This is a genomic window from Comamonas endophytica, assembly GCF_023634805.2.
GTDB classification, from domain to species: domain Bacteria; phylum Pseudomonadota; class Gammaproteobacteria; order Burkholderiales; family Burkholderiaceae_C; genus Comamonas; species Comamonas endophytica.
In genome coordinates this window covers 2,701,733-2,714,081 of the sequence record NZ_CP106881.1, presented here as the reverse complement: position 1 = coordinate 2,714,081, position 12,349 = coordinate 2,701,733, and the positions used below count along the sequence as shown (strand labels likewise).

Here is a 12,349-nt window from a genome sequence, read left to right as displayed (position 1 = left end):
GGACGGCCTGTCGTCAAAAAGTACAACGAGCCGCCCCTACGGCACCGCTTTGCCACTTTAGAAGAACACGCCCTCCTCCGGCATGCCCCACCTCCCCCACCGGTTCAGTATTCAGGTCGATGGTATTTCGCAACCCGCGCTTCCTCTGCGCCCTGGGCCTCACCCTGACTCAGCAATTGCTCCTGGCCCTCTCCACCTACTACATAGCCCAGGCCGGTGCCGCCCTGTCCGAAGGAGAGATCGATCACGTACTGAATCACATCTCGCTGTTCTTCATCTACGCACTTCTGGGCTACATCGCCAGCTCGATGGCGACTTCCTTCACCACCCGCGCGGCTAATCAAATCTGGCAGGAATATTCAACCCACCTGCTTTCCATCTGCACGACAAGCAGGCAATACGCATCGCAGAACAACAAGAAATCCATTGCCCAATGGCTGGCCGGCGAGGCGCAGTCGACCATCGCGCATGCCTGCCATGGCGCTGCGCCGCAGGATCGAAGGCACGGCCGGCGAGATGCAGCAGCGGCGGCTGAAGGCGCTGCTTTGCCTGGAGCCCACCTGGAACGCGGCAATGTTTGGCAGCCCCAAGATGCGCGCGGCGGGGTTTGGCAGGCTGGATGCCAAGCTGCAGCGCTATTTTTCGCAGGTCAACCGCCATGTGCTGCTGGAGCAGATGGTGGCCTGTTGCCCGATTGTGATTTCAACGCTGGCCTTGCTGGGCCTGCTGCAGTTCGCCGAAATTTTCACGGCGTCCTTGGCCGGGGCCCTCGTCGCGATGCTGCCGCGCAGCCTGCAGGTGTTTGGCAATGTGCATTCGCTGAGCATCCATCTGAGCCAGTTCTTTCTGGTGCGGGCCAGGCTGCGCAATCTCGATGGTTTTTTCTCGGCATTGGAGAGATACGAGATGCATGGGACGCCATTGCAGGGCATTTCCATTCACGAGAAGGAAACGCAATGGCAGCCCGGTGAACTCATCGTTGCGTTGCAGGGCAACGAACTTGCTTGCGGGCGATTCAGCGTCACGGGAGCCAATGGTTCAGGCAAGTCCACCCTGTTGAAAATCATCAAGGACCTGGTGCCTGATTCGCTGCTGCTGACTCCGGAGATTCATTTTCTTGATTCCTCCAGCGGGCTTTCGACGGGACAGGGGCGCATCAAGGAAATCGAAAACGCGCTTTCGCTGGCGCCGGGATTGCTGATGCTGGATGAATGGGATGCGAATCTGGATGAGGGGAATTGCGAACGAATCGATCGGGTGCTGGAGGAGGCGTCTCGGCGGATGGTGGTTATTGAGGTGCGGCATCTAAGGCCGGGGGTGTGATGGAGGGCTGGCCGTCCATCCTTCGACAGGCTCAGGACGAACGGTTAAAACTCCGTTCGTCCTGAGCCTACCTTGGCGGCCCCGTCGAAGGATGAAGGTCCTGCGCTCCAAGCCAAAAACGCTTGCCTACCCCCTTAAAAACCCCGCCGCCTCCTGCGCCCCCATCGCCAGCGCGCAGTCCAGCGGCGTCGCACCCCGGGCGTCGCGCGCATCGGTGCGGGCGCCGCGCGCGATCAGCAGCTGCATGATTTCCACCTGGTTGAACATCGCCGCAAACATCAGCGGCGTGCGGCCATCGGGCGCAGGACTGTCGACATCCGCGCCGTGGCTCAGAAGCAGCTCGGCCATCGCTGGATCGCCCTTGAAGGCCGCGCCGGCCAGCGGGGACAGGCCGCGCAGGTTGACCAGCGCCGCATCGGCGCCATGCTCGAGCAGCAGCGCGGCCGCCTGTGCATGGCCGTGGTAGCTGGCGAGCATCAGCAGGCTGTCGCCCTGGGCGTTGCGCAGATCGGGCGCCAGGCCCGCGGCCAGCCATTGCGCCAGGCTTGCGGTGTCGCCGTTGCGTGCGGCGTCGAATACCTTGTCGGCAAAGGCCAATGTGTCGTCGCCAAGGCCTGCGGGCTCGGAGGGGGAGGAGGAGTTTTGCTGCGTCATGCCGACCAGTGTAGGCAGGACGGCAGCGGCCGTGGGTAGGAAATCTGGATGTCTTGGATTGCCAATTCCGATCACCCTGGCAGCCGTGCCATCGCCATCGCCGCCGCCGCGGTGCGCGTCTCCACCCCCAGCTTGGCGAAGATGCGCTCCAGGTGCTTTTTCACCGTCGCCGGGCTGCTGCCGACGATATCGGCGATGTCGCGATTGATCTTGCCCTGCGCCAGCCAATACAGCACCTCGGCTTCCTTGGCGGTGATGCCGAAGGCCAGGCGCAGCGTCTCGCGCGCCGCGAGATCGGACTCCTCGCGCATGACCAGCAGCAGCTCGCCCTCGTCGGCCTCGGGCGATGGCGGGTGCAGGCGCAGCACGACCGGGCCGTGCCCATGATTGAAAGTCCAGCGCGGCGGCTCGGGCTGCAGCGCAAGCGTCGGCTGCTGGCGCTGTATCCAGGCGGTGATGTCATCGGGAAGCATGGCGCGCAACCCCTCGATTCCCAGGTGGCGGCGCAGCAGTTCGCGCGCCAGCGGGGTCTGCCACAGCACGCGGCCGTCGGCGACGCGCACCGTGAGGCTGGCATAGCCAAACGCATCGAGCGCGCTGCGCGCCTGCACGGCCTGCTGCTGCTGGGCCTGCGCGCGCCGCGCCGTGCCCAGGTGCACGCCCATGCGCGCCAGCACCTCGGCGGGCTTGATCGGCTTGGTCACATAGTCGACGCCCCCCGCCGCCAGCGCGGCAATCAGATGCTCGGTTTCTGTGAGCCCCGTCATGAAGACGATGGGAATCTGGGCCGTCTGCGCATCGGCCTTGAGCCGGCGCGCGACCTCGAAGCCGTCCATGCCGGGCATCAGCGCGTCGAGCAGCACGATATCGGGCCGGGCCTGCGCGGCGCGCGCCAGCGCCGCCTCGCCGCTGGTGGCGACCAGCACGATATAGCCCGCCGCGTCGAGCGCGTCATGCAGCATTGCCAGGTTGTCGGGCACGTCGTCGACGATCAGCACCAGGCTGGCGCCGCGCGCGGGCGAGGGGGAGAAATCCATCATCGGGCCTTGTCTTTCAATTGCGCTGTAATCGCCTCGAACTGGAATTGCTGCGCCTGCGCCTGCATCCGTTGCCAGACGGGCGCGGCCTGCGGGTGGTCCTGCGCCAGCTGCGTCAAAGCCTGCGCCACGCCGCGCATATAGCCCCAGTCCAGCGACTGGCGCAGCGCAGTGAGCGCTGCCTCGGGTACGCCTTCGAGTCCGGCTGCTGTCTGCACTGGCGCAACGGGTGCGGCTGCGGGCGCAGTGCGCCAGACCAGCTCCAGCCGGTCTTCCAGCCACTGCAGCAGCTCGCTGTGGCGGACCGGCTTGACCAGAAAGTCCTGCGGCCGGATGCCCACGTCATTGGGCATCTCGCGGTCGAAGGCGTTGGCCGAGACGATCGCGCAGGCGACCTCGCCCAGCGGCATCTCGCGCACCTGGCGCAGGCATTCCCAGCCGTCCATGCCGGGCATCGCCAGGTCCATGAAGATGGCATCGGGCCGATAGCCCGCGGCCAGCAGCGCCAGCGCCTCGGCGCCGTTGGCCGCGTGCTGCAGCGCGAAGCCCAGCGGCACCAGCAGCTGCGCCAGCAGCTCGCGGTCGGCCTCCTCGTTGTCCACCACCAGCAGCCGGCGCGTCGCGCCCAGATAACCCACGGGGCGCGGCGCCACGGGCAGCGCCGCCGGCCCGCGCTCCAGCGATGGCAGGAACAGGCGGATCTCGAAGGCCGCGCCCTGCCCCGCCTGGCTGCGCACGCTGAGCGCGCCGCCCATCAGCTCGGTCAGCATCTTGGCCATGGTCAGCCCCAGGCCCGCGCCTGCGCTGGAATGCGCGCCCGAGCCGCGCGCAAAGGGCTCGAAGATCTGCGCCTGCTCGTCGGCGCTCAGGCCCGGGCCGGTATCGATCACCGATACATGCGCCATCTGCCGGCTGTGGCGCACGCGCAGCGTGACCGAGCCGCGCACGGTGAACTTGATCGCGTTGCCCAGCAGATTGAACAGGATCTGGCGCAGGCGCTTTTCATCGGCGCGCACCCATTCGGGCAGCTGGCCCTCGGGTTCGTAATGGAAGGCCAGGCCCTTGGCCGCGGCCTGCAGCTCGAACATGCCGGCCATCTCGCGCAGGCCCGCGGCGAACTGCATCGGCTGCACCTGCAGCGCCAGCTTGCCTGACTCGATGCGCGCGATATCCAGCGTGCCCTCGATCAGCGACAGCAGATGCTCGCCGCCGCGCCGTATCACCGCCACCGCCTGGCGCCGGTGCGGCGGCACGTCGGCGTCCTCGCCCATCAGCTGCGCATAGCCCAGGATGCTGTTGAGCGGCGTGCGCAGCTCGTGGCTGATGGCGCTGATATAGCGGCTCTTGGCCTGGTTGGCGAGATCGGCCGCGCGGCGCGCGTCTTCGGCCACGGTGCGCGCATCCTCGGCGGCGCGCCGCGCCTGCTGCAGCTGGCCGTCGGTGGCGCGGTGCAGCGCGATCTCGCGCACCAGCAGCCCGGTCTGGCGGTTCGACTCCTGCTGCGCCACCTTGCGGCTGTGCTGCGCCAGCACCAGCCACCAGGCGACGACGCCCGAGACCAGCAGCAGGCCCACGCCGACTTTCAGCAGCACGCCCTGCAGCACCGCCTCGGCCCCGGGCAGCGCATTCGCCGGCAGGCTGCGCCCCAGCGTCTGCAATTCCAGCAGATAGAGCAGCCCGGTCACGGCCGCGAGCGTGGGCACGATCAGCAGCATCAGCAGCACGTAGTGCAGCAGCCCCTTGTCCAGCAGCCGCCACATGCGCTGCGGCAGCAGCCGGCGCAGCAGCACGCGCCACTGCACGGCCAGGTGCGCCTGGGGCCGGCACATATCGCCGCAGCGCGCATCGAGCGTGCAGCACAGCGAGCAGATGCCGCCCTGGTAGGCCGGGCAGTGCACCATGTCGGGCGCCTCGTATTCCCGCTCGCAGACCACGCAGCGCTGCAGCCGCAGCGGTTGCCCCGCGGCGCAGGCCGGCGCCGCGGGCGTGGGCACCAGGTAATAGCGCCCGCGCGTCCACCAGGCAAGCAAGGGTGAAGCGACCAGCGCCACGCCCATGGCGATCACCGCCGAGAAGGCCTGCGCCAATGGCCCGAAGGCGCCCAGGTGCGCCGCCACCGACAGCAGCGACGACAGCGCCATCGCGCCCACGCCCACCGGGTTGATGTCGTAGAGCCGCGCGCGCTTGAACTCGATGCCGCGCGGCGACCAACCCAGCGGCTTGTTGATCACCAGATCCGCCACCACCGCCATGATCCAGGCAATCGCCAGATTGGAGTACAGCCCCAGCACCTCGCCCAGCGCGCGGAATACGTTCATCTCCATCAGCATGAAGGCGATCAGCGTGTTGAAAACCACCCACACCACGCGGCCGGGATGGCTGTGCGTGATGCGCGAGAAGAAATTGCTCCAGGCCAGCGACCCCGCATAGGCATTGGTCACATTGATCTTCAGCTGCGACAGCACGACGAACAGCGCCGTCGCCGCCACCGCCCAGCCATAGTCCGGGAACACATAGTTGTACGCCGCCAGGTACATCTGGTTCGGATCCACCGCATGGTCGGGCGGCACCGCCTGCGAGATCGCGAGATAGGCCAGCAGCGCCCCGCCCAGCATCTTCGCCACCCCCAGCAGCACCCAGCCCGGCCCGCCCAGCAGCACCGCGCCCCACCAGCGCCAGCGGTTGGCGCGCGTGCGCACCGGCATGAAGCGCAGGTAATCGGCCTGCTCGCCCATCTGCGTGATCAGCGCGATGCCCACCGTGAGCCCCGCACCAAACAGAGGCAGACTGAAGCCGGCCATCCGGCCCTCGCTCGCACCGGGATAGTGCATCACCTCGGAAAACACCCCAGGCTGGTGCATGAGCACGAACACGAAGGGCACGACCAGCATCAGCAGCCACAGCGGCTGTGTCCACACCTGCAGGCGGCTGATGGCCGACACCCCATGCGTGACGAGCGGAATCACCACCAGCGCGCAGATCAGATAGCCCCAGCGCGGCGGAATGTCCAGTGCCAGCTCCAGCGCATAGGCCATCACCGCAGCCTCGAGCGCAAAGAAAATGAAGGTGAAGCTGGCGTAGATCAGCGAGGTGATGCTCGAGCCGATGTAGCCAAAGCCCGCGCCGCGCGTCAGCAGGTCCATGTCCACGCCATGGCGCGCCGCGTAGACGCTGATCGGCAGGCCCGCGGCAAAGATGATCAGTCCCGTGCAGACGATGGCCCAGAAGGCATTGAGAAAGCCGTACTGCACCAGCAGCGTCGCGCCCACGGCTTCCAGCACCAGGAACGAGGCCGCGCCGAACGCGGTATGCGCCACGCCCCACTCCGACCAGCGGCGCGCGCGCTGCGGCGTGTAGCGCAGCGCATAGTCCTCGAGCGTCTCGGTGGCAACCCAACGGTTGTAGTCGCGCCGCACCTTCACCACGCGCTGCTGCGCGGGCGCATGTTCGGTCTCGGGGTTGCGCTCGACGCGAAGGGAATGTTCCATGGCGGCAGATCCGCGTGCAGCTTCTGTGCCATGTCGCGGCTTGGCAGCCACATGGCACGCACCTTGCTGCAAATGCGCCATGGAACTCACTCCGCGCGAAAAAGACAAGCTGCTCCTGTTCACCGCCGCCCTGCTGGCCGAGCGGCGCAAGGCCCGGGGCCTGAAGCTCAACTACCCGGAAGCCGTGGCGCTGATCAGCGCGGCCGTGATGGAAGGCGCGCGCGACGGCAAGACCGTGGCGCAGCTGATGAGCGAAGGCCGCACGGTGCTCACGCGCTCCGACGTGATGGAGGGCATCGCCGAGATGATTCCCGATATCCAGATCGAAGCCACCTTCCCGGACGGCACCAAGCTGGTGACCGTGCACGACCCCATCGTCTGAACCCCTTTTTCCTTGCCATCGCCATGCAAATCAAACCCCTGATCGCCGCCGCCGGCGCCGCCCTTGCGGCCCTGCCCTTCGCCGCGCTGGCACATCCCGCCGCGGACGGTGCCCACACCCACGGCTTTTTCGATACCGCGCTGCATGCCATGGCGCACCCCTTCACCGGCGCCGACCATCTCGCGGCCATGGTCGCGGTGGGCGCCTGGAGCGCAGTCACCGTGCGCCCCGCCTGGCGCGCGCCCGCGGCCTTCGTCGCGCTGCTGGTGGCTGGCGCGCTTGCCGGTTTCGCCGGCCTGGCGCTGCCCGGTGTCGAGCCGATGATCGCCGCCTCGGTGCTGGTGCTGGGCCTGCTGCTGGCGCTGCAAAAGAAAATGCCCTGGGGCGCGGCGGCCACGCTGGCCGGCGTGTTCGCGTTCTTCCATGGCGCGGCGCACGGCTATGAACTCGCGGGCGACACGGGCCTCGCGGCCGTGGGCGCGCTGGCCGGCATGGCCGTTGGCTCGGCCGTGCTGCATGTGGCCGGCATGCTGCTGGGCCGCGCCGTGCTGCAGCGCCATCGTCTGCTGACGGCGCTGGCCGGCGCCGGCACCGCGGCGCTGGGCGCCTTCATGCTGACCCGCCTGGCCTGAAGGAGCTATCGCCATGGTGCCCGGTGAACTGCTACTCGAAGCGGGCGAACACGCCCTGAACACAGGCCGCCGCTGCACCACGCTGCTGGTGCGCAACGCCAGCGACCGGCCGATACAGGTCGGCTCGCACTACCACTTCGCGGAAACCAACGCGGGTCTTGATTTCGACCGCGCCGCGGCACATGGCATGCGCCTGAACATCGCCAGCGGCATGGCCGTGCGCTTCGAGCCCGGCCAGCAGCGCACGGTGGAACTCGTCGAATACGCGGGCGACCGCCTGGTCTACGGCTTTCGCGGCCTGGTGCAGGGCGCGCTCGACACAGAACCCCAAGGAGCCCGCTGATGGCCACGATGGAACGCCGCGCCTACGCGGAAACTTTCGGCCCGACGACGGGCGACCGCGTGCGCCTGGCCGACACCGAGCTGCTGCTGGAAGTCGAGCGCGACTACACGCTGGCCGCGGGCAGCTATGGCGAGGAAGTGAAGTTCGGCGGCGGCAAGACCATCCGCGACGGCATGGCGCAGAGCCAGAAAAGCCGCGCCGAGGGCGCCATGGACACGGTGCTGACCAACGCGCTGATCGTCGACCACTGGGGCATCGTCAAGGCCGATATCGGCCTCAAGGACGGGCGCATCGTCGCCATCGGCAAGGCGGGCAACCCCGACACCCAGCCCGGCGTCGATATCGTCATCGGCCCCGGCACGGAAATCATCAGCTGCGAAGGCTCGATCGTCACCGCCGGCGGCGTGGACACGCACATCCACTTCATTGCCCCGCAGCAGATCGAGGAGGCGCTGACCAGCGGCATCACGACCATGATCGGCGGCGGCACGGGCCCGGCCACGGGCACTTTCGCCACCACCTGCACGCCCGGCCCCTGGCACATGGAGCGCATGCTGCAGGCGGCGGATGCCTTCCCGATGAACCTGGGTTTCCTGGGCAAGGGCAACGCCAGCCTGCCCGCGGGCCTGCGCGAGCAGATCGGCGCCGGCGCCATCGGCCTCAAGCTGCACGAGGACTGGGGCAGCACGCCCGCCGCCATCGACAACTGCCTGAGCGTGGCCGAGGAAACCGACACCCAGGTGGCGATCCACACCGACACGCTCAATGAAAGCGGCTTCGTCGAAGACACCGTCGCCGCCTTCAAGGGCCGCACCATCCACACCTTCCACACCGAAGGCGCGGGCGGCGGCCATGCGCCCGATATTCTCAAGGTGGTGGGCCTGCAGAACGTGCTGCCCAGCTCCACCAACCCGACCCGGCCCTACACCATCAACACGCTCGACGAGCATGTCGACATGCTGATGGTCTGCCACCACCTCGACCCGGCCATTGCCGAGGACCTGGCCTTTGCCGAGAGCCGCATCCGCAAGGAAACCATTGCCGCCGAGGACATCCTGCACGACCTGGGCGCGATCAGCATGTTCAGCTCCGACAGCCAGGCCATGGGCCGCGTCGGCGAGGTGATCCTGCGCACCTGGCAGACCGCGCACAAGATGAAGCTGCAGCGCGGTGCCCTGCCCGGCGACACGGCGCGCAACGACAACTTCCGCATCAAGCGCTATATCGCCAAATACACCATCAACCCGGCCATCGCGCATGGCATCAGCCATGAAGTCGGCAGCCTGGAAGTGGGCAAGTGGGCGGATATCGTGATCTGGAAACCGGCGTTCTTTGGCGTCAAGCCCGCGCTGATCCTCAAGGGCGGCAGCATTGCCATGGCCGCGATGGGCGACCCGAACGCCTCGATCCCCACGCCGCAGCCCGTGCATTACCGCCCGATGTTCGCCTCCTTCGGCGGCGCGCTGGCGCGCAGCTCGCTGACCTTCGTGTCGCAAGCGGGCCTGGCAAACGGCATCGGCGAGCGCTTCGGCCTGGCCAAGACGCTGTCGGCGGTGAAGGACATCCGCGGCATCGGCAAGCGCCACATGCTGCACAACGACTACGCGCCGGCGATGGAAGTCGACCCGCAGACCTACAGCGTGCGCGCCGACGGCCAGCTGCTGACCTGCGAGCCTGCGGTGTCGCTGCCGATGGCGCAGCGCTATTTCCTGTTCTGAGGTACTTGCCGTGACGGGTTCAACGGGCCTGCTTCGCCCACCACTCGAGCCAGTCATCGGCGTCGATCATCGCGCGCCCCTGCAGGTGCGCCGGCTGCGCCACGTAGATCATCACCTGCGTCGGCTGGGGCGGGCCGCCATCCAGCGGCAGCAGCTCCACATCGACGATGTGCTTGGCGTATTCGCCGATATCGACCGGCCAGATCTCCTCGACCCGGTCGAGCTCGCGCTCCAGGTCTGGCGTGAGCGCGTAGACCTCGGCCAGCACCTTATAGCTGCCATCGAGCACCAGCCCCGGATAGGGCCCGAAGTCATAGAGCTGCCCCGGCAGCCGGCAATGGCCGAGCCAGTGCACCTCGGGCTGCCAGCGGCGGATGTCGTTGGAGCCGCCGCGGCGCAGGGTGCCGTAGACGGCGACCTGCTGGCAGCCGCAGGGGATATGGGGAGTAGGATTCAAATCAGTCTGAGCCGTCATGGGGCCATCCTAAAAGGTTTTGCACGTAACGCCCTGAAACGCCTTTCGACAGGCTGCCCTGCGCCAGGCTCAGGGCGAACGGTAGTGGGGCACTGAGCCAGACGCAGCGCATCGGCGTTAACCGTTCGTCCTGAGCCTGTCGAAGGATGAACGTCCCGCCCTCAATCTCACCAGCGCCCTAACCACAGATCCACCACTGCAAAAAATGCTCCCCCTCCACAAACTGATCCCCCAAGGCAAAGGCCTTGCCCGCGTCCTCCTGCAGCGCGCCGCCACCATCGAACTCGACTGGGACCTGCGCCAGAAAAGCCGCTTTGCCGCCACCGACTCGCAGGGCCGCGCCCTCGCCATCTTTCTGCCGCGCGGCCAGGCCGTGCGCGGCGGCGATGTGCTGGTGGCCGAAGACGGCTCGCTGGTGCGCGTCATCGCCGCGCCGCAGAAGGTGCTGCACATCACCACCTGCCCCACGCATGGCACGCCCTTCGACCTGATGCGCGCCGCCTACCACCTCGGCAACCGCCATGTGCCGATCGAGCTGCAGCCCGACCACCTGAAGATCGAACCCGACCATGTGCTGGCCGACATGCTGCGCAGCATGCACCTCACGGTGGCCGAGGCCGAGATGCCCTTCGAGCCCGAAGGCGGCGCCTATGGCGGCCATGTGACCAACGACGGCCACAGCCACCACGGGCATGGCCACGCGCACAGCCATGGGCACGGGCACAGCCACGATCATGTCCACGGGCCGGGCTGCAACCACGACCACTGATCTCCATGGCCCTTCGCCCTCCCCGCCCCAACGCCGCGCGCACTCCGCTGCCCTGGCGCCGCCGCCAGGAAGCAGCCGCCGCTGCCCAGGCCGCGCCCGCCGTCGCCCCGCACAGCCTGCTGCAGCTGATGTGGCTGGCCTCGCCCGCGCTGCCGATCGGCGGCTTCTCCTATTCCGAGGGGCTGGAAGCCGCGATCAGCAGCGGCTGGGTCCAGGGCGAAGCCGATGCCGCGCGCTGGCTGGTGCAGCAGCTGCAGCTCACGCAGGCACGCGGGGACATGGCCGCCATCGCGCAGGCCCTGCCCGCCTGGAATGCCGGCGATCGCCCGCGCATCGCCGCCCTCAACGCCTGGGTGCGCGAGACCCGCGAAAGCAGCGAGCTGCGCCTGCAGACCGAGCAAATGGGCCGCTCGCTGATCGCCTGGCTGCGCAACCAGCATGCCGATCACGCGGCGCGGCTTGACGCCATCGAATGGCTGGCCACGCAGGACGCCAGCTACCCCCTGGCCTTCGCGCTGGCCGCGCATTTCAGCGGCGCCAGCGCCCGCCCCGCGCTGCTGGCCTATGCCTTCGGCTGGGCCGAGAACATGGTCCAGGCCGCCATCAAGGCCGTGCCCCTGGGCCAGAGCGCCGGCCAGCGCATCCTGGCGCAGCTGGCCACCCATATACCCGCCGCCGTGGACCACGCACTGGCCCTGCCCGATGCGCAGCGCCAGGCCTTCTCGCCCATGCTGGCCATCCTCTCGGCCCAGCATGAAAACCAGTACTCACGACTGTTTCGATCATGACCTCGCCACTCCACCACATCCCCAACCGCAGCAAGAAGCTGCCCCCGCTGCGCGTAGGCATCGGCGGCCCCGTGGGCTCGGGCAAGACCACCCTGCTGGAAATGCTCTGCAAGGCCATGCGCGACGATTACGACCTGGTGGCCATCACCAACGACATCTACACCAAGGAAGACCAGCGCCTGCTCACCGTGAGCGGCGCGCTGCCCGCCGAGCGCATCATGGGCGTCGAGACCGGCGGCTGCCCGCACACCGCGATCCGCGAAGACGCCTCGATCAACCTCGAAGCCATCGACCGCATGCTGGCCCAGTTCCCCGATGCCGACATCGTCTTCATCGAGTCGGGCGGCGACAACCTGGCCGCCACCTTCAGCCCCGAGCTGTCCGACCTGACGATCTATGTGATCGACGTCGCCGCCGGCGAGAAAATCCCGCGCAAGGGCGGCCCCGGCATCACCAAGAGTGACCTGTTCATCATCAACAAGACCGACCTGGCGCCGCATGTGGGGGCCAATCTGGAGGTGATGCATGCTGACACGGTGCGCATGCGGACCACGCCCAAGGGGCTCAAGCCGTTTGCGATGACCAACCTCAAGACCCAAGAGGGGTTGGCGCAGGTGATTGGGTTCATTGAGACACAGGGGTTGTTGAAGGCATAGCCGTGCGATCTGTGTGAAGTTCAGCTTCGTGTGCTGGAAGGACGCGCAAAACTGTTGCAGGACACTGACTACGAGGTTTCTTAA

At 67.6% G+C, this 12,349-nt stretch carries 12 protein-coding genes; 8 read left to right on the top strand and 4 right to left on the bottom strand.

Annotated features, from left to right (window positions below):
* Positions 1-477: 477 nt before the first annotated feature.
* A complete protein-coding gene (locus M9799_RS12315) occupies positions 478-1,323 on the top strand; it encodes an ATP-binding cassette domain-containing protein (protein ID WP_231041968.1) in 846 nt (281 codons plus the stop codon).
* Between the two features lie 126 nt (positions 1,324-1,449).
* Here M9799_RS12315 and M9799_RS12310 read toward each other — a convergent pair whose 3' ends face one another.
* The 3 genes from M9799_RS12310 to M9799_RS12300 all read right to left on the bottom strand — a co-directional run bounded on the left by M9799_RS12310 (position 1,450) and on the right by M9799_RS12300 (position 6,502).
* The gene (locus M9799_RS12310) at positions 1,450-1,977 is read right to left on the bottom strand and encodes an ankyrin repeat domain-containing protein (RefSeq protein ID WP_231041967.1); all 528 of its coding nucleotides are present in this window, start codon (positions 1,975-1,977) and stop codon (positions 1,450-1,452) included.
* Between the two features lie 71 nt (positions 1,978-2,048).
* Positions 2,049-3,017 (bottom strand): response regulator, encoded by a 969-nt coding sequence (locus M9799_RS12305; protein WP_422688503.1) that lies wholly within the window; start codon positions 3,015-3,017, stop codon positions 2,049-2,051.
* Entirely contained in the window at positions 3,014-6,502 is a 3,489-nt protein-coding gene (locus M9799_RS12300; RefSeq protein ID WP_231041965.1) for a hybrid sensor histidine kinase/response regulator, read from the bottom strand. Before M9799_RS12300 ends, M9799_RS12305 begins: the two co-directional genes overlap by 4 nt.
* A 79-nt stretch (positions 6,503-6,581) precedes the next feature.
* Here M9799_RS12300 and M9799_RS12295 point away from each other — a divergent pair, with 79 nt between their 5' ends.
* The 4 genes from M9799_RS12295 to ureC are packed head-to-tail and all read left to right on the top strand — an operon-like array spanning position 6,582 to position 9,577.
* The gene (locus tag M9799_RS12295) at positions 6,582-6,884 is read left to right on the top strand and encodes an urease subunit gamma (protein ID WP_231041964.1); all 303 of its coding nucleotides are present in this window, start codon (positions 6,582-6,584) and stop codon (positions 6,882-6,884) included.
* Between the two features lie 23 nt (positions 6,885-6,907).
* Positions 6,908-7,516, top strand: a complete 609-nt coding sequence (locus M9799_RS12290; protein WP_231041963.1) for a HupE/UreJ family protein — start codon at positions 6,908-6,910, stop codon at positions 7,514-7,516.
* A 13-nt stretch (positions 7,517-7,529) separates the two neighbouring features.
* The gene (locus M9799_RS12285) at positions 7,530-7,859 is read left to right on the top strand and encodes an urease subunit beta (protein ID WP_231041962.1); all 330 of its coding nucleotides are present in this window, start codon (positions 7,530-7,532) and stop codon (positions 7,857-7,859) included.
* Complete coding sequence (gene ureC, locus M9799_RS12280) at positions 7,859-9,577, top strand: urease subunit alpha (RefSeq protein WP_231041961.1); 1,719 nt, start codon at positions 7,859-7,861, stop codon at positions 9,575-9,577. The genes M9799_RS12285 and ureC overlap by 1 nt, the downstream gene beginning before the upstream one ends.
* A gap of 19 nt (positions 9,578-9,596) precedes the next feature.
* Here ureC and M9799_RS12275 read toward each other — a convergent pair whose 3' ends face one another.
* Positions 9,597-10,052: a gamma-glutamylcyclotransferase family protein gene (locus tag M9799_RS12275; RefSeq protein ID WP_231041960.1), complete on the bottom strand. Its 456-nt coding sequence runs from the start codon at positions 10,050-10,052 to the stop codon at positions 9,597-9,599.
* A 205-nt stretch (positions 10,053-10,257) separates the two neighbouring features.
* Here M9799_RS12275 and ureE point away from each other — a divergent pair, with 205 nt between their 5' ends.
* The 3 genes from ureE to ureG all read left to right on the top strand — a co-directional run bounded on the left by ureE (position 10,258) and on the right by ureG (position 12,265).
* On the top strand, positions 10,258-10,821 hold the full coding sequence (ureE, locus tag M9799_RS12270; protein WP_231041959.1) for an urease accessory protein UreE: 564 nt from the start codon (positions 10,258-10,260) through the stop codon (positions 10,819-10,821).
* Between the two features lie 128 nt (positions 10,822-10,949).
* Entirely contained in the window at positions 10,950-11,609 is a 660-nt protein-coding gene (locus M9799_RS12265; RefSeq protein ID WP_231042169.1) for an urease accessory protein UreF, read from the top strand.
* The gene (ureG, locus tag M9799_RS12260; protein WP_231041958.1) at positions 11,606-12,265 is read left to right on the top strand and encodes an urease accessory protein UreG; all 660 of its coding nucleotides are present in this window, start codon (positions 11,606-11,608) and stop codon (positions 12,263-12,265) included. Before M9799_RS12265 ends, ureG begins: the two co-directional genes overlap by 4 nt.
* The last annotated feature ends 84 nt before the right edge of the window (positions 12,266-12,349 follow it).